The organism is Amycolatopsis tucumanensis, assembly GCF_021654135.1.
Classification (GTDB): Bacteria; Actinomycetota; Actinomycetes; order Mycobacteriales; family Pseudonocardiaceae; genus Amycolatopsis_E; species Amycolatopsis_E tucumanensis.
The window spans coordinates 724,892-741,264 of sequence record NZ_JAKGSD010000001.1 but is presented as its reverse complement, the minus strand read 5'-3'; the positions used below and the strand labels follow the sequence as shown (position 1 = coordinate 741,264).

The 16,373-nt window shown below is 70.4% G+C and carries 21 protein-coding genes; 16 read left to right on the top strand and 5 right to left on the bottom strand.

Annotation, left to right across the window (positions count from 1 at the left end):
* On the bottom strand, positions 1 to 1,164 hold the full coding sequence (locus L2C96_RS03760) for an FAD-dependent monooxygenase (RefSeq protein ID WP_237335105.1): 1,164 nt from the start codon (positions 1,162 to 1,164) through the stop codon (positions 1 to 3).
* Positions 1,165 to 1,385: 221 nt separating this feature from the next.
* Here L2C96_RS03760 and L2C96_RS03755 point away from each other — a divergent pair, with 221 nt between their 5' ends.
* Positions 1,386 to 1,934 (top strand): flavin reductase family protein, encoded by a 549-nt coding sequence (locus L2C96_RS03755; protein ID WP_157358591.1) that lies wholly within the window; start codon positions 1,386 to 1,388, stop codon positions 1,932 to 1,934.
* Positions 1,934 to 2,281: a VOC family protein gene (locus L2C96_RS03750; RefSeq protein WP_020419070.1), complete on the top strand. Its 348-nt coding sequence runs from the start codon at positions 1,934 to 1,936 to the stop codon at positions 2,279 to 2,281. The genes L2C96_RS03755 and L2C96_RS03750 overlap by 1 nt, the downstream gene beginning before the upstream one ends.
* Positions 2,282 to 2,297: 16 nt before the next feature.
* Here L2C96_RS03750 and L2C96_RS03745 read toward each other — a convergent pair whose 3' ends face one another.
* Both L2C96_RS03745 and L2C96_RS03740 read right to left on the bottom strand, forming a co-directional pair.
* Positions 2,298 to 2,891: an NADPH-dependent F420 reductase gene (locus tag L2C96_RS03745; RefSeq protein WP_020419071.1), complete on the bottom strand. Its 594-nt coding sequence runs from the start codon at positions 2,889 to 2,891 to the stop codon at positions 2,298 to 2,300.
* Between the two features lie 115 nt (positions 2,892 to 3,006).
* Complete coding sequence (locus L2C96_RS03740; RefSeq protein WP_020419072.1) at positions 3,007 to 3,627, bottom strand: hypothetical protein; 621 nt, start codon at positions 3,625 to 3,627, stop codon at positions 3,007 to 3,009.
* Positions 3,628 to 4,077: 450 nt separating this feature from the next.
* Here L2C96_RS03740 and L2C96_RS03735 point away from each other — a divergent pair, with 450 nt between their 5' ends.
* From L2C96_RS03735 to L2C96_RS03725, 3 genes are all read left to right on the top strand, one after another.
* Positions 4,078 to 5,052, top strand: a complete 975-nt coding sequence (locus tag L2C96_RS03735; RefSeq protein WP_237335104.1) for a TDT family transporter — start codon at positions 4,078 to 4,080, stop codon at positions 5,050 to 5,052.
* Between the two features lies 1 nt (position 5,053).
* Positions 5,054 to 5,284 (top strand): hypothetical protein, encoded by a 231-nt coding sequence (locus L2C96_RS03730; protein ID WP_237335103.1) that lies wholly within the window; start codon positions 5,054 to 5,056, stop codon positions 5,282 to 5,284.
* Between the two features lie 82 nt (positions 5,285 to 5,366).
* Positions 5,367 to 5,699 (top strand): hypothetical protein, encoded by a 333-nt coding sequence (locus tag L2C96_RS03725; RefSeq protein ID WP_020419074.1) that lies wholly within the window; start codon positions 5,367 to 5,369, stop codon positions 5,697 to 5,699.
* A 2-nt stretch (positions 5,700 to 5,701) separates the two neighbouring features.
* Here the strand turns inward: L2C96_RS03725 and L2C96_RS03720 are convergent, their stop codons facing one another.
* Both L2C96_RS03720 and L2C96_RS03715 read right to left on the bottom strand, forming a co-directional pair.
* Positions 5,702 to 6,079, bottom strand: coding sequence for a winged helix-turn-helix transcriptional regulator (locus tag L2C96_RS03720; protein ID WP_020419075.1), 378 nt, complete (start codon positions 6,077 to 6,079; stop codon positions 5,702 to 5,704).
* A gap of 47 nt (positions 6,080 to 6,126) precedes the next feature.
* Entirely contained in the window at positions 6,127 to 6,861 is a 735-nt protein-coding gene (locus L2C96_RS03715; protein WP_020419076.1) for a GntR family transcriptional regulator, read from the bottom strand.
* A gap of 235 nt (positions 6,862 to 7,096) precedes the next feature.
* Here L2C96_RS03715 and L2C96_RS03710 point away from each other — a divergent pair, with 235 nt between their 5' ends.
* The 11 genes from L2C96_RS03710 to L2C96_RS03660 all read left to right on the top strand — a co-directional run bounded on the left by L2C96_RS03710 (position 7,097) and on the right by L2C96_RS03660 (position 16,327).
* Positions 7,097 to 8,254, top strand: coding sequence for an alcohol dehydrogenase catalytic domain-containing protein (locus L2C96_RS03710; RefSeq protein ID WP_202961438.1), 1,158 nt, complete (start codon positions 7,097 to 7,099; stop codon positions 8,252 to 8,254).
* Complete coding sequence (locus tag L2C96_RS03705) at positions 8,251 to 9,168, top strand: fumarylacetoacetate hydrolase family protein (RefSeq protein ID WP_020419078.1); 918 nt, start codon at positions 8,251 to 8,253, stop codon at positions 9,166 to 9,168. The genes L2C96_RS03710 and L2C96_RS03705 overlap by 4 nt, the downstream gene beginning before the upstream one ends.
* A complete protein-coding gene (locus L2C96_RS03700) occupies positions 9,165 to 9,905 on the top strand; it encodes an SDR family NAD(P)-dependent oxidoreductase (protein WP_020419079.1) in 741 nt (246 codons plus the stop codon). The genes L2C96_RS03705 and L2C96_RS03700 overlap by 4 nt, the downstream gene beginning before the upstream one ends.
* Before the next feature lie 15 nt (positions 9,906 to 9,920).
* Positions 9,921 to 10,829: a VOC family protein gene (locus L2C96_RS03695; RefSeq protein WP_237335102.1), complete on the top strand. Its 909-nt coding sequence runs from the start codon at positions 9,921 to 9,923 to the stop codon at positions 10,827 to 10,829.
* Between the two features lie 32 nt (positions 10,830 to 10,861).
* Positions 10,862 to 11,323, top strand: coding sequence for an SRPBCC family protein (locus L2C96_RS03690; protein WP_237335101.1), 462 nt, complete (start codon positions 10,862 to 10,864; stop codon positions 11,321 to 11,323).
* Positions 11,320 to 11,706 carry a nuclear transport factor 2 family protein gene (locus L2C96_RS03685; RefSeq protein WP_020419082.1) on the top strand — a complete coding sequence of 129 codons (387 nt, stop codon included), beginning with the start codon at positions 11,320 to 11,322 and terminating at the stop codon, positions 11,704 to 11,706. Before L2C96_RS03690 ends, L2C96_RS03685 begins: the two co-directional genes overlap by 4 nt.
* Before the next feature lie 3 nt (positions 11,707 to 11,709).
* A complete protein-coding gene (locus tag L2C96_RS03680) occupies positions 11,710 to 12,876 on the top strand; it encodes an FAD-dependent oxidoreductase (RefSeq protein WP_027936034.1) in 1,167 nt (388 codons plus the stop codon).
* 19 nt (positions 12,877 to 12,895) lie between these two features.
* Positions 12,896 to 13,918 carry a VOC family protein gene (locus L2C96_RS03675; protein ID WP_051123555.1) on the top strand — a complete coding sequence of 341 codons (1,023 nt, stop codon included), beginning with the start codon at positions 12,896 to 12,898 and terminating at the stop codon, positions 13,916 to 13,918.
* A gap of 14 nt (positions 13,919 to 13,932) precedes the next feature.
* A complete protein-coding gene (locus L2C96_RS03670; RefSeq protein WP_020419085.1) occupies positions 13,933 to 14,721 on the top strand; it encodes an IclR family transcriptional regulator in 789 nt (262 codons plus the stop codon).
* A 28-nt stretch (positions 14,722 to 14,749) separates the two neighbouring features.
* Positions 14,750 to 15,583 (top strand): mycofactocin-coupled SDR family oxidoreductase, encoded by an 834-nt coding sequence (locus tag L2C96_RS03665; RefSeq protein WP_027936035.1) that lies wholly within the window; start codon positions 14,750 to 14,752, stop codon positions 15,581 to 15,583.
* A 96-nt stretch (positions 15,584 to 15,679) separates the two neighbouring features.
* Entirely contained in the window at positions 15,680 to 16,327 is a 648-nt protein-coding gene (locus L2C96_RS03660; protein ID WP_020419087.1) for an isochorismatase family protein, read from the top strand.
* Positions 16,328 to 16,373 lie beyond the last annotated feature (46 nt).

The window sequence follows — 16,373 nt, the reverse complement described above, 5'->3', positions numbered from 1 at the left end:
TCACCGCGCCAGTACCTCCCGCGCGTCCTGCTCGACGTCGTGATCGTAAAGCCAGGCGCGGAACACGGCCGCGTCGGCGATTTCGGCGTCGCGCTGGGCGAGATCGGTGTAGGCAGAGTCGTAGCGCCGCCCGTTCGCGCGGGCGCCGTTCTGGACGATCGTGGTGCGGGGCTTGCGCAGCGCCTCGTAGGCCGCCAGCGCGTCCGGGATCCGGTCTGGCGCGGCTTCCCGTAGCACGGACGCGAGCGCGACTCCGTCCTCCATGGTCTGGTTCGCGCCTTGGCCGAGGTGGGGCAGCATCGGGTGCGCGGCGTCGCCGAGCAGAGCGAGGCGCCCCCTGGTCCAGGACGCCAGCGGTTCGCGGTCGTAGAGTCCCCACCAGTAGGTCGTGTCGACGTGGACGAGGAGCTTGCCGATCAGCGGGTCCCACGATTCGAAAGCCGCCCGCAACTCGTCGGGGTCGCCCTGGCCGGACCACGACTCATCGACGCCGGCGGGGTGCGGGAGGAACCCGACGTAGTTGAGCAACCGTCCTCCGCGCACGGGGTAGACCATGAAGTGCTGCCGGTCGCCCATCCACACCAGTTGGACGTCGGTCGGCCACTCCGGAACGGCTTCCGACGGGACCAGCCCGCGGTAGGCGACGTGGCCGGAGTAGACGGGGGCCGCCGGTTGCACGACGTGGTGCTGGAGGCCGGAACGGATACCGTCGGCCGCGACGACCGCGTCGGCGTCGATGGAGGTGCCGTCGGCGAACAGCATCCGCGCGCCACCGGCGTCCTGGCTGAAGCCGACGCAGCGCCGCCCCGTGGCGACTGTTCCGTCCGGAAGGGACGCGGCCAACGTCTCCAGCAGGTCGGCCCGGTGCATGCCGTAGACCCCGAACTCCCCGGCCGAGTCCGAAGTTGGGATGTCGCCGACCGGCGTGCCGTCGGCGTGGCAGTACCGGGAACCCGCGCCGATCCGCGCGCCCAGGGTTTCGACGGCGTCGGCCAATCCCATGCGGTGCAGGTGCCGGATGCTGTTCGGGGTCACCAGGACGCCGGCCCCCACTTCGCGCAGGGTGGCCGCCTGCTCGTGGACGGTCACGTCGAACCCGCTCCGGAGCAGGGCGTTCGCGGCGCACAGCCCGCCGATCCCGCCCCCGACGATCGCGATGTGCACAGTTCCTCCGTGATTGTTTTCGCTATTCGAAAAGTATTCGGTTCTCTTTTCAGAGTGACCATCGGGTGCTTCCGGCGTCAAGAGTCAGGGCGCAAATGTTGTCGTCGAGGATTTTCGGATATCGAAATCGCGCGGCTGGAATAAAAGTCACAGACAACCCCTCCGCCGCCGAGCACGATCTCCCGCGACGACGACGTTGGGAGGCGATGATGGTCGATCGGATGTCGCATGTGGACTCCGGCGAAACGGTGCGTGGGGTGGAGAACCTCGTCGAGGCGGCCCAGTTGCGGCAGACCTGCGCCACGTGGCCGACGGGGGTCGCGGCCGTCACCAGTGCGGGCACCGATGGGGTGCCGGTCGGTCTCGCGGTCAACTCGTTCACGTCGCTGTCCCTCGAACCGCCGTTGGTGCTGTTCTGTGCCGCGCTTTCCTCGACGACGTGGCCGCGGATCCGTGCCGCGGGGCGGTTCCTGGTGCAGGTTCTCGCCGCGGACCAGCACGACGTCGCCGAGGTGTTCGCCCGCTCGGGTGGCGACAAGTTCGCCGGCCTGGCTTGGCACCGGCGCGACGGGCTGCCCGAGCTGGCCGGGATCTCGGCGGTGCTGAAATGCTCGTTGGTGGAGGTGCACACCGGCGGGGACCACGAGATCGCCGTGGGACGGGTCGAAGCCGTCGAGACGTTCGGAAAGCGTCCGTTGGTCTTCCACGACGGCGCCATGCACACGCTGCCGCTCCCGCGGGTGGCCGGTTCGGGTGCGGAGGAGCGGTGATGAGCGGGAAATCGGTCAGGTTCTGCGTGCTGCCGGTGTCCGACGTGGCCGCCTCGGCCGCGTTCTACGCCGCGCTCGGCTGCACGGAGCGCGGAGTGGACGGTAACCGGTGGGCCGGGCTCGCATCCGAGTACGTCGCGCTCTCGCTCTGCGGCCCGGCCGATCCGAAACGTCCTTCGCGGCCTGCGTTCGCCGTGGTGGTCGACGACGTCCCGGCCGCGCTCGCGGAGGCACTCGAGGCCGGTGGGCGGGTCCTGTCCGGGACTGAAGGGGCCGACGTCCAGCTGACCGACCCGGACGGGAACCACGTCATGCTGATCGAACGGCGGGCTGACGGGAGCGGGTGATCCGGCCGGCCCGCGTTCAGGCGGATGCCAGCCGGACCAGGTCGTGACCGACCAACGGGCCGCCGTTGGCCTGGTGCAGCCGGCCGCCCGCGGCCAGGCCACCGAGGTCGATCGGGGCGTACCCGAGGTCGGTCAGGACGGCGGAGAACTGCTTCTTGGCCTCGTGGTCGTCGCCGGAGACGAACAGCACCCGGTTACCGGCCGCCGCGTGGGGCGCCGCCGCCAGGCTCGCCGCGAACAGGTGGTTGAGCGCCTTCAGCACACGCGCGCCGGGAGCCAGCGCGGCGACCTGTTCGCTGGTCGTCGGCTCATCCGGGCGCGGGCGCACCGAGAAGTCATTGGTGGCGTCGACCAGAATCCGGCCGTCCCAGGCGGGCAGGCCGTCGAGGACCGCTGTCACCTGGGGCCGTGGCACGGCGAGTACCACGATCTCCGCACGCGCGGCCTCCAGGCGAGTGCCGGCCGACGCTCCGGGACCGAGTTCGGCCACCAGTCCGGCGAGCGTGTCCGGCCCGCGGCTGTTGCTCAGCAGTGCTTCGTGGCCGCCCGCCACCAGTCGCCGCGCAAAGGCCGCGCCGATCGCGCCTGCGCCCAGGATCCCGATTCGCATGGTCTTCCTCCTGTCACTTCCGGACACCGGCGATGATGCCCGGCTCGACGCCTTTCCCGCACCAGTCATTCGACCGGAGTGCGACGGGTACGCCGGGGCCGGCACACCGGCCACTTCAGCGACGCTCCAGTTCGCGCCCCAGATCCTTGCGCAGGTGGATCTCGATGAAGTCCCTGAGGTAGCGGTCGTGAGCCAGCTCGTCGAAGGCCGCGGACAGGGTGTCGTCCGGGGTCTCGGTGAGGAGGACGATGCGCCACAGGTTGAGCGGATCGTCCTCCGCGCCGGCCACGGAGTGCTCCACGTGGAAGATCGGCTGGCCGGTGCCCGCGGTGAGGACCCGGCCGTCCGGTGTCGTGAACCGCTCGGCGCCGATGAAGAAGGCCCGCCGGTACTCGTGATCGAGGCGTACGTGCTCGACGACCGTCCCGTAGTGGTCGCGGTCGGCCCACAACCGTTGCTCCGACACCCGCGTGAAGTCCTCGATCCGGCCCCTGAGCACACTCGGGAACTTTTCCACGCTGCCCGGCTTCACGCCGTGCAGATACACATCGGGTGCCACCGCCTTGCGTACCTCCATGTCCCACAGGTGAGTGCCGGTGTAGGCGAAGGGAGGCCGCACGTCATAGCGTTCGCGCAGCACCTCGTTCACCTGCACCGCCGGCAGCTCCACCGACGTGGTGCCCGGCGCCTGCCACGCCTGCTCGAAGATCTCTTGGTGATCGAGCGTCCTGGTCATGTTGTCCCCTGTCCGAAGTGGTACGAGTTCAAGCTAGTCCAGATTTATGACTAAATCCACCCGGCCTCGCAGACTGACCGCGGGCCTCTTGCAGTGGTTCGCCGCCAAGCCGACGCCGCCTTCCCCGCTTCGCACGCGGCTTCCTGTCCGCACCCGATCGTGTCGCCGACCGCGGGCCTTCCGTCATGACCGGCCGCCGATGATCGTCGCCACGACGGTCATCTGACGGGCGCAGTCCCGGAGCGTTCCGCCGACCATGGTCTTCGTCAGCAGGAAACAAGCAGCTCACGACGTCCGCCCACGTGACCGGGGAGGCGCCACCGCCGGGGCTCTCAACGAGGCCGGGGGCCTGGTGCCGTGCGCCGCGAACGCCTGAACGCCCCACCGGTTACCCACCCGGCACCGCTTCCTGCGGCGGTGCCGCCGTCGCCACCGTCCACGGAGGACACCATGACCAGAACCCTCGGCCATCGCCCAGCAGCCCCGCCTGCCGCCGTCCCCCGGCCGGGACGGCTTCCGTTGACCACCCTCGCCATCGGCTTCGGCTTGGCCGGGCTCGCCGAGGCGTGGACCAAGGCGGCTCCCGCCCTCCGCCTTCCCCATGTGGTCCCGCAGGCATTCTGGATCCTCGCGGTGATCGCGTGGGTCTGGCTGCTGGCCGCACACGTCGTCCGAGGAAAACGGAGCGGGCAACCACTGCGGGACCAACTACGGCATCCGGCGCAGGGGCCGATGGCGGCGCTGGCGCCGGTCACCGGGATGCTCCTCGGCGGTACTCTGTCCGGCTTCTCGCCCGCCGTCGGCCGGAGTCTGTTCTTCCTCGCGTTGGCGGCATCGGCGCTGCTCGCGGCCTGGCTGTTCGCCTCGTGGTTCGAGGGACGGCTCGACCTGGCGGCGATGCACCCCGGCTATCTTTTGCCGACCGTCGCCCCGGGGCTCGTCGGGGCGGACGTCGCGGCGGCGCTCGGCTACCCCGGGCTCGGCTGGGCGCTGTTCGGCGTCGGGACGTTCTTCGCGTTCGTGATGACGGCGATCGTCGTGCTCCGCTTGGTGTTCCACACTCCGCTGCCCGACGCCCTGCTGCCGACCACCGCGATCCTGCTGGCCCCGCCCGGCGTCGCCGGGCTGGCGTGGTTCTCCCTGCACGGGCACACCGCCGACCCGGTCGCCCAAGCCGTGGTGGGTGTCGGCGTCGTGCTCCTGCTGGTGCAGGCCGCGATGCTGCCGCGGTACCGCAGGCTGTCCTTCTCGCTCGGCTTCTGGTCGTTCACCTTCCCGCTCGCCGCGGCGGTGGCGCTGGCCGAGGAGTGGCTGGAGATCACCGAACCCGCCGGATGGCGCGTGCTCACCGGCGTTCTCCTCACCGCCGTGACCGCGTTCATCGCGGTGATCGGCCTGCGTTCGGCCCGGTTGGGGAGGGCGTGACATGCCACGCCGCTACCTCGCCGCGCTCACCACGCCGTCCGTCCAAGAGGTGCAAGATCAGTACTGCAGCCGCGGCAGCGTCCGGCGCATGGTGGCAGGCTGGGACACCGGCGCCGTGCTCGGCGCGGACGAGATCGAGTTCGTCGGGTCCCGGGACGGTTCTACCTCGGCACCGTCGGCGAGACCGGCTGGCCCTACGTCCAATACCGCGGCGGCCCGCCCGGCTTCCTGAAGGTGCTTGGCACCGAGGGCTCCGCGACCTCGATCGGCTGGGCGGATCTCCGCGGCACCGTCAGTACATCTCGATGAGAAACGTGACGGCTTCGAACCGGGTGTCGTTGTTCCTGATGGACTACGGGAACCGTCAGCGGCTGAAGATCCTGGGGGAGGCCCGCGTCGTCGACGCGCGTACGGACGAGGCGTCAGGCCTGCTCGCGCGGGTCGCAGTGCCGGGCTACCGGGCGCACGTCGAACGGGTCGTCGTGGTGCGGGTGCACGGCTACGACTGGGACTGCCCGCAGCACATCACGCCGCGCTGGACGCGGGCCGAACTCGAGCGCGCACTGGGTCGGCTCAGCACGGAGGTCGAGGACCTGCGCGAGGAGAACCGTCGGCTGCGGGAACGACTCGCCATCGAAAAGTCCTGACATCAGGCAGTTTCGACGTCGTGTTCCGCAGCGGTGAGCGGAAGGGCGCGTCCTTCCGCGTCCGTCGGAGCACCCGCCCAGACGCGCAGCGCATCCATCGCCGGACCCAGAGCTTCGCCACGTTCGGTGAGGCGGTAAGAGACGGCGACGGGTGGACCGGGTTCCACCTCACGCAGGACCAGCCCGGCTTCCTGGAGCTCGGTCAGCCGTTCGGTGAGCACTCGCCGCGACAGCTGCGGAACCGCGGCGGCCAGCTCGCTGAACCGGGCCGGCCGCTGCAACAACAGGTCGATGAGCAACCCGGTCCAGCGCTTGCCGAGCAAGCCGAAGACCTGCTCGGTGTAGTGGCACGCGTGCAGCGGTCGCCAGGTCTCGGCCATGGCGCCAGAATACAACCAAGTTCTGATAAGTAACTGCTGGGTCGGTTTCACCGGTCGGTCAGGACGAGGTTGAGTGCGGCGCGGGTCGCCACGGCGTCGAGCCGGGGGGCGATGTCCGCCATGGCCGTGAACGCGGTGCGTGCGAGGTGCTGGGCGATCGTGGTGACCGCGAGGTCGTGGTCCCGGGCGCGAAAGGCCTCGACGAGCACCTCGTGGTCGGCGTCCCAGCGGCCGGTGGCCTGGGGGTGGCCCAGTTTCGCCAGCCGGAGGAAGCGCTCGGCGCGATCGCTCAAACCGGCGAGCGCGTCCAGGAGCATGGGTGCTCCCTCGGTGGTGAGCACGTGGAACTCGCGGTGTGCCTGCTGCCAGCGGTCGATGTCCTCCTCCGCCGAGTACTGGCGCATCTGCGCGAGTGACTTGGCCAGGCGTTCCACGAGCTCCGGGGTCGCGCTGCGGACGGAGATGCTCACCGCGACCGATTCCAGCATCACCCGCGAGGTGTAGACGGCGTCGACCTCGCCGGGGTCGATCGCCCGGACGACGGCCCGCTGGTCCGGCTTGTTTTCGATCAGGCCTTCCTCCTGGAGGAGGCGGAAGGCCTCGCGCATCGGCGTGCGGCTCACCTTGAGCTTGCGTGCGAGCGCGGCCTGCAGGAGCGGCGCGCCGGGAGGCAGCTCCCCGCTCAGGATCATCGCCCGGACGGCGGCGTGGACATCGAGGGCGAGGCGGCGTCCCGGCCTGCCCTCCCCTGGCTCGGAGTCTTCGGCGGCGTTCTCGCTCATGTGCACAGTGTATCCAGGTCGAGACTTTCTCGGGTGGGGTGACAGTGATCTTTTGGCAGATCGCGTGCTGGTCTCGCTCGAAAGATCCAGTGGCAACGTCTTCCACAGGTCGACCGAAGTGTGTACAGTTTGGTGCAGTGCGAGACCGGACTGCGGACGGAAGTCCGCTAAAGGCCCTGCTCGGCAGGGTGGCAGGAAGAGGAATCCTCGCCGACTGGAAGCAAGGAGGACACAGATGTCCCGATCGCTAGCCGCGGCGCAAGCGCCCTGGCCCGTCGTCGGCGACGGTGAAGCCGGTTTGCCGGAGCGGATGCGGGTGATGTCGTTCGACCACTTCGGCGATCCGGATGTCCTGCAGATGCACGAGGTGGATACACCTCAGCCCGGGCCGGGGGAGGTGGCCGTCCGCGTGGCAGCCGTGAGCGTCGGCCGGCTCCTGGATCTCAGCGCCCGTGCCGGGACGCACCCGTACGCCCGGATCACGCTGCCGCACATCCTGGGCGCCGAGCACGCGGGCACGGTCGCCGCGGTCGGGGCGGGGGTCGACTCGGTCCGTCCCGGTGACCTCGTGGCCGTCGTCCCGATTCTGACCTGCGGGACCTGCGCGGCGTGCGCGGACGGCGCTCTCGAAGCCTGCGCCTCCACCCGGATCATGGGGGTGCACACCCGCGGTGCCTATGCGGAATACACGGTCGTCCCGGCGGCCAACGCGCTGGTGGTCCCAGCCGGGGTGGGGCCCGTGGAGGCGACGGCGCTGGTCTGGTCCGGGGCGGTCGCGGAGAACCAGTTCGAGCACGCCGGGTTGAAGCCCGGTGAGTGGGTTCTGGTGCACGGGGCTTCGTCCGCGCTGGGGTCGCTGACCGCGGCGCTGGCCGTGCACCACGGTGCCCGGGTGATCGCGGGGTCGCGGTCGGCGGCCAAGCGGGAACGCCTGGCCGGGGAGCTGAAGGCCGAGGCGGTGGTCGATCCCACCGACCCCACCTTCGGGGAACAGGTGCGGGCGCTGACCGGCAGCGCCGGTGTCGACCTGGTCATCGACAACCTCGGCGATCCCGCGATCTGGAGCGCGACGATGGACGTGCTCGCGATGCGCGGCCGCGTGGTCACCTCAGGAGCCTTCCTCGGCGGGAAGGTCGAGCTGGACCTGCTGCGGCTGTACTCCCGGTCGCAGCGCGTCATCGGCGTGCGCAGCGGGAACCTGCGCAGCGCGCGCCGGGTCTGGTCGGCCGTGGAAGCCGGATTCCGCCCGGTGATCGACCGGACCTTCCCGATCGCGGAAGCCGCCTCGGCCCACCGCTACCTCGAAGCCTCCGCCAACACCGGCCGCGTCGTGCTGACGACGGCCGACGACGACTGGGCCGCGGCCCCGGAAACCCGAAGGAACTCCTCATGACGTGGTCACTGGTCACTTACCGCGGCGGCGGATCCGGGGACGGCACTGCCGTCGGCCTCCGGGAAGCCGACGGAACGGTGCGTGCCCTGCCGCACTATGCGGGACGGACCCTGCTGGACCTGCTCGAGGACTGGCCGGCCGCGGCGAAGGAGCTGCGCACGATCGAGGTCTCCCGTCTTCCGCTGGCCGGGCAGGTGCGGCTCGACGCGCCGATCCGCTTCCCGCGCAAGGTCGTCTGCGCCGGCGCGAACTACTTCGCGCACCTCGCGGAGATGAAGGTCGACCGGCCCGATCCGGTGGGAGCGCCGTACTTCTTCCTCAAGCCGCCGTCCACTGCGGTCATCGGCCCGGACGACCCGATCGTCCTGCCGGACCGTCCCGGACGGCGGATCGACTGGGAAGCCGAGCTGGGCGTCGTCATCGGCCGGCAGGCTCGCGACCTCGACGAGGCGGACGTCGCCGACCACATCGCCGGCTACACCATCGTCAACGACGTGTCCGCCCGCGACCGGCTGAGCCGCCCCGACGCCGTGGCACCGCCCTTCGGATTCGACTGGACCTCGGCCAAGGGCGAGGACACGTTCTGCCCAACCGGCCCCGGCGTGACGCCGGCCTGGTTCGTGGACGACCCGCAGGACCTTCGAATCAGGCTGACCGTGAACGGCATCGTGAAGCAGGACTCCAGCACCGACGACATGATGAACAGCGCGTTCGCCGTGGTCGCGGCGGCGAGCCAAATCATGACGCTGGAACCGGGGGACATCGTCGCGACCGGCAGTCCCGCCGGCGTCGGGGCGCCTCGCGGAGAGTTCCTGCAGCCTGGCGACGAAGTCGTGATCGAGATCGACGGACTCGGGACGCTCCGCAACCCGGTGGCCGACGGCGCCGTCGAGAGCCCGCGGAGGATCGCGTGAACCACGAGTTCGCCGGCAAGGTCGCGTTCGTCACCGGAGCGGCCGGGGGCATTGGGCGCTCGAGTGCCCTCGCGTTCGCGGCACGCGGTGCTTCGGTCGTCGTCTGCGACTTGGCAGACCCGAGCGGCACCGCGGCCGAAGCTGCCGAGCACGGCGTCGAAGTCCGGTCGCTTCAAGTGGATGTGGGTGATGCCGCCGCGGTGCGCGACGCGGTCGCCGCCGCCGTCGAGACGTTCGGCCGGCTGGACTTCGCGCACAACAACGCCGGGACCTTCTCGCCGGCGCCCTTGGCGGACCTCGGCGAGGACGACTGGCACCGAGTCATCTCGGTCAATCTGAGTGGCGTCTTCGCCGGGATGAAGTACCAGATCCCGCACCTGCTGGAGACCCGCGGCGCCATCGTCAACACCGCTTCGATCTGGTGCGAACAGGGTTCGGCGGCCCAGGCCGCCTACGTCGCGAGCAAGCACGGCGTGGCCGGCCTGACCAGAACCGCGGCCATCGACTACGGCGGCCGGGGAATCCGGATCAACGCCGTTGCCCCGGGCCCGATCCGGACCGCCATGACTGCCGCCGTCCCCACGGAAGCGATGGCCCCCGTCATCGGCCGGACCACCCTCGGGCGCTACGGCGAAGCGCCCGAAGTCGCCGAAGCCGTCGTCTGGCTCTGCTCGTCCGCCGCCGCGTACGTCAACGGCGTCGTGCTGCCCGTCGACGGCGGCTACCTCGCCGCCTGATCCCAAGGAGTTCCCATGATCACCGACAACGCGGCCGCCCGCGTTTCCAAGCTCGGCTACGTCGAATTCACCACGCCGGACGTCGACCGTTTGACCGAGTACTACCGCACCTGCCTCGGTCTGCACATCGAGGACCGCTCGCCTGACGTCGTCTACCTGAACACCGGACTGGACCACCACAGCGTCGTGATCCGCAAGGGCGAGGCAGGCGCCCGCACGTCGGTGGGCTACGAGGTCGTCCGCGACCTCGACGACGCGCACAAGCGCCTGGCCGCCGCGGGGTACGAGGTGTCGCGACGCAGCGACATCGCGCCGAGCACGCCGGACGTCCTCGTCCTGGCCGAGCCCGGGACGGACGTTCCACTGCACCTGTACGAATCGCAGGCACCGGCGGAGGGCGGAGCCGAACCCAGCCCGGCGTACCGGCCGACCAAGCTCGGCCACGTCGCGGCGTTCAGCCCGAGCCTGAAGCAGATCCAGGGTTTCTACCAGGACCTCCTGGGCTTCCGCTGGTCGGACACCATCGGCGACTTCTTCGTCTTCCTCCGGTGCAACGCCGACCACCACGCGGCGAACTTCCTGGAGAGCGCGAAGTTCTCCGGCATGCACCACGTCGCCTACGAGATGCGCGACCTCAACCACCTGCAGACGACGCTGGACCACCTGGCGCGCAACGACTTCCGGCTGCACTGGGGTCCGGGCCGGCATGGTCCCGGGCACAACGTGTTCACCTACCACCGCGACCCCGACGGCAACACCATCGAGCTGTTCACCCAGCTCGACCAGATGATCGACGAGGCCAACGGCTACTTCGAGCCCCGGCCCTGGCACGAAGACCGGCCCCAGGTCCCCAAGACGTGGGAGGTCGACATCGCCACCGCCAACGCGTGGGGCCCCGTTCTTCCGGAAATCCTCGATCACTGATCCAGCAACTCGCACAACGACGTGGAGGAACCATGATCTTCAGTGAACTGACCCTGCCCGCCAACCCGCCGGGCGCCGAGCCGCTCGACCGCGAGCAGATCTGGCAGGGGCTGGAGCAGAAAGCGGTGGACGCCGTCCCCTACGTGGAGGCGATCACCTCCTGCCGCGAGATCGCGCGGCAGAGCCCGACGGTGTTCGACCGGGAAATCGAACTGCGGGGCGCCCGGTACGTGGAGCGGGTGTGGCTAGACCAGCCGAACCGCGTGGTGTTCACCCGGCTCGAAGGGCCGGTGCTGGGCACCATCACCAACGAGATCCTCGAGCAGAACGGCGAGCTGTCCCTGCGGTTCCAGTTCGCGCTGGCCGTCCGGCCGGGCGACGAGCTGCCCGTCACGGACCAGGAGCTGGCCCACGACATGGCCACCGCGTACCAGGCGGCCGTCGAGACGACCCTGGCCGCCGTCCGGTGGCGGATCTCGGAGCCGGTCCGATGACGGGGGGCGCGGCGACAGCCGTCGAGGTCCCGGCCTGGGTGAGCGACTTCTACGCCAAGGTCGACGCCTGCGACACCGAGGCCGTGCTCGCGGGTTTCGCCCCGGACGCACGCATGACCTACGGCGCGAACGCCCCGATGCCCGGCCACGACGCCATCCGCGCGGGCCTGGACTGGTTGTTCACCAGCTACCGCAGGATCGAACACGAGTTCCTCAACGTCTGGGCTGCCGGACCGGTCATGCTGCTGGAAGCCAACGTCACCTACGGGTGCCCCGACGGCCGCGACGTCACCGTGCCGGCGCTGACTGTGATCGAACACCGCGACGGGCTCATCGACGACCTGCGCGTCTTCATCGACCCGACCCCGACCCAGGCCGCGTGAACCATGGACCGTCCAGACATCGCTGTGATCGGCGCCGGAATCGGCGGGCTGACCCTGGGCCTGGCGCTGCGCCGGCACGGGATCCGCGTACGGATCTACGAACAGGCACCCGAGCTCGCCGAGGTCGGCGCCGCGGTGGCACTGGCCGCCAACGGCACGCGCATCCTGCGTGAACTCGGCCTCAGGGCCGCGTTGGAACCGCCGTCGGCGGTCCCGACGGAGCTGATCTATCGCCACTGGGCCCAGGGTGGCCGGGTCGCTGCCCACCCGGTGGGCAGGTGGTACGAGGAACGCTTCGGAGCCCCGTTCTGGGGCGTGCACCGGGCTCACCTCCAGCGGGCCCTCGCCGAGGCCTGGGGGACCGATGACCTCCACCTCGGCAAGGAGCTGACCGGCCTCCACCGGGAGGGCGATCGGAGCGAGTTGGTGTTCGCCGACGGTTCCACCGCCACGGCCGGACTCGTGGTCGGAGCCGACGGCATCCGATCGCGGGTGCGCGCGTCGATCACCGACGTGGTTCCCGTCTATTCGGGAACGAGCGGGTTTCGGGGTTTGGTCACGCGGGACGCCGTGCCCAACCTGCCGGACCCGGACGCCGTCCAGTTCTGGATGGGGCCCGGTGCGCACCTGCTGCACTACGCGACGGGCCAGTTCATCAACTTCCTCGCTGTCGTCGAGGGGCCCGAACGGTGGGACGCGCAGGGCGGGACGGCGGAAGCCGCCGACGGCACCCTGGCCGAGGCGTTCCGGGACTGGCACCCCGCCATCCGAACCATGGTCGAGGCGGTACCCCAAAGTCCCCGGTGGGGCCTCTTCGCGCTGCCACCGCTGGCGCGGTGGAGCGCGGACGGAGTGGTGCTGCTCGGCGACGCCGCCCACGCCATGCTGCCCCACCACGGCCAAGGCGCGAACCAGACCATCGAGGACGCCGCGGTCCTCGCCGGCTGCCTGCACCGGTACGACGACGTCTCGGTGGCGCTGAAGGCCTACGAACGCCTGCGCCGCTGCCGGACCCGTCAGGTGCAGCGCAGCTCCTGGGTGACCTCGTCGCTGCTGCACCTGCCCGACGGCGACGCCGCCGCCACCCGTGATCGGCGGTTGTCGAACCTCGTCGACGACTTCAGCTGGATCCACGCCTACGACCACCGCGAACCGCTGCTCCAAGCCTGAGCCCGTGAAAGGCACCACCATGACCACACGCGACACCGCCGCCGCCCGGTTCGAGCTGGCGCACATGGCCCACGCCGAGCTGTACACCCCGGACGTCGAGGGCAGCCTCTGGTTCTTCACGCAGCTGCTGGGCATGCGCGAGACCGGCCGTCACGAGGATTCGGTGTACCTGCGCTGCTACGAGGATCCCTACCACCACAGCCTCAAGCTGACCGAACGGGACCGGCCCGGCCTCGGCAACGTCGGCTGGCGCACCACCTCGGCCGAGGCCCTCGAACGCCGCGCCGCGGCGCTCGACGCCGCCGGGCTCGGCCTGGGGTGGACGAAGGGCGACCTCGGGGTGGGCCGCACCTTCGCGTTCCAGAGCCCCGACGGGCACCCGATGGAACTGGTGTGGGAGGTCGAAAAGTACACCGCCCCCACCGAACTGCGCAGCCGCATCCTGACCCGCCGCTCGAAGCGGCCGCTCCAGGGCCTGCCGCCGCGCCGGCTCGACCACGTCAACCTGATGGCCTCCGACGTCACTGTCCAAAAGGAACTGTTCGAGCGCACCCTCGGGTTCGGCACCCGGGAGCGGGTCGTCGACAGCGCCTCCGGCGGCACCGAGATCGGCGCGTGGATGAGCGTCAACGCCCTCGGCCACGAAATGGCGATCATGCGCGACCAGACCGGCACCAAGGGGCGGCTGCACCACCTCGCGTTCTGGTACGGCGTGCCGCAGCACAATTCCGACGCCGCCGAGCTGTGCCGCGAGTACGGCATCCAGATCGAGGCCGGACCGGACGTGCACGGCATCACCCAGGGTGCCTTCCTGTACGTGTTCGAACCCGGTGGCAACCGCATCGAGTTGTTCGGCAACTCCGGCATCCTGCAGTTCGAACCCGACCACGAGACCGTGACCTGGGACCTGTCGGACTTCGACACCGGCCTGGCGATCGGCGGCGGCACCCTGCCTGCCGAGACCTACTTCGTCTACGGCACCCCCGGGATCGACGGCCAGGACAAGCTTCTCGCCGGCTGGCAGGACCGGGCGCTCGTCTGACGGCCGCGATGAGGATGCCGGAACCAGCGCCGTCCGAGGATTCGGTGCTCGGCCGCTGCATGCAGCTGCTGGACGCGTTCCGCCCGGACGACGACGCCCTCACCCTGGCCGAGCTGCACCGCCGCACGGGGATGCCGAAGCCCACCGCCTACCGGCTGCTCAACCAGCTCGTCGGCTGGCGGCTGCTCGCCCGGGAGGCGAACGGCTACCGGCTCGGGCTGCGGCTGTTCGAACTCGGCCAGCTCGTTCCGCGGCAGCGGGGAATCCCGGATGTCGTGTCCCCGGTCCTGGCCCGGCTGCACGCGGGCACCGGGCTCACCGTGCACCTCGCGGTGCTCGACCGGACCGAGGTCGTGTACCTGCACAAACTGCAGGCCCCGGACGGGCCGCCGATGTCCTCGCGTGTCGGCGGCCGCATGCCCGCACACTGCACGGCGGTCGGCAAGGCGGTGCTCGCGCACGCCCCGACGGAGTACACCCACGCCGTCCTCGACAAGGGTTTGCGTCGCCAGTCGCCGCGCACGATTGTCGCCCCGGCAGTGTTCCTCGGCCAGCTGGAAACCGCGCGGCGCCACGGGTATGCCCGCGATGACGAGGAGTCGAAGATCGGCGTCTCCTGCGTGGCGGCACCGGTGTTCGACGCCGGTCACCACGTGGTCGGCGCGGTGTCGGTGACCGCCCGGACCCACGACATCCACCGCGCGTCGTCGGTCCGGGCGGTCCGCTTGGCCGCCGCGGAGGCCTCGCAACGGCTTTCCTCGAACCAATTCACCACGCACGGACTCGATCGCGCCTTCGCGTGAAAGCCTTCGCAGCACCCCAGGGAGAACAGTGACAGCACGCATGACGGGCAAGGTCGCCCTGATTTCCGGCGCGGCTCGTGGGCAGGGACGCAACCACGCCGTGCGGTTCGCGGAGGAAGGCGCCGACATCATCGCGTTCGACGTGGCGGCCGCGGTGCCCGCGCAAGGGGCGCCGGCGGCGTCACCGGCAGACCTGGCCGAAACCGTGCGCCTGGTGGAACGGCTCGGCCGCCGCATCATCGCCACCCGGGCCGACGTCCGGGACCCGGACGCCGTCGCCGAACTGGTGGACCGCGGCGTCGCCGAGCTCGGTGGCCTGGACGTCGTCGTGGCCAACGCCGGTATCCAGGGCCAACCCGGGCCGGCGGCACGGACGACCGCGGCGGACTGGCAAGCGGTCATCGACACCGACCTCAGCGGAGTGTTCCACACCGTGCGCCCGGCGATCACCCACCTCGTGGCACGCGGGGGCGGGGCGATCGTCATCACCAGCTCGTCGATCGGGCTGCGGTCGGTGCCGAACCTCGCTCCCTACGGTGCGGCCAAAGCCGGACTGACCGGGCTGATGCGGACGCTGGCACTGGAGCTCGCGGAGCATTCGATCCGGGTCAACTGCGTCAACCCGACCACTGTCGGCACTCCGATGTTGCTGAACCCCACCAACTTCGCGCTCTTCCGGCCCGATCTGGAGAGCCCGGGGGAGGACGACGTGCTACCGGTCTACCGGTCGCTCAACGCGTTACCGGTCGCCTACCTCGATCCCGACGACGTCAGCAACGCCGTGCTGTTCCTCGCATCGGACGAGGGGCGTTACATCACCGGGGTCGCACTCCCGGTCGACGCGGGTTACGCGGTGAAGTGACCGCGTGTCGCGCACGTCACGCTCCGAAGGTTGCCGCCGCGAGTTTTAAAAAGTAACTTGGTTTTATCAGGTTCGTCCGTAGAGAGGTTGCCCGACATGACCGCGAACACCTACCCCGCCGCCCGCCTCGACCGGAAACGTGCCGCCCTGCTGCTCGTCGACCACCAGGTCGGCCTGCTGCTCGGAGTGCACGACCACGATCAGGAGGAGCTTCGGCGCAACGTGCTGGCGCTCGCCAAGATCGCGAAGGCGCAAGACCTGCCGGTGATCGTCACGACCAGCGCTGACGAAGGCGCGAACGGCCGGCTGTTGCCGGAACTGCAGGCCCTCCTGCCCGGCGTCCGGGTGGTGCGCCGTCCCGGGGAGATCGACGCCTTCGGCAACGCCGAGTTCGAGGCGGCCGTTCGCGCCACCGGCCGCGACCAGCTGATCGTCGCCGGCATCAGCACCGACGTGTGCGTCGCGTTCGCCGCGCTGTCCGGGGTCGCCAAGGGCTACCAGGTGCACGCGGTGCTCGACGCCTCCGGCACGTGGAACGCGCTGGCCTCGCAAGCGGCCGCGCTTCGGATGCAGGCCGCCGGGGTGGTGCTGAACAGCACGGTCGCGGTCGCCGCCGAGCTGCTGCACGACTGGCGGGAGCAGGGCGGCGCCGAGCTGGCCGGGATCTTCGCCGAGCACGCCTTGCCGTTCTACGGTTCGCTGGTCTCCTTCGTCGCTTCCCAGCCGGAACCCGCGGGCGTCTGACCGCGACGGGCCCCCGGCCCGCCGGGGGCCCGCTCACCCACCAGGA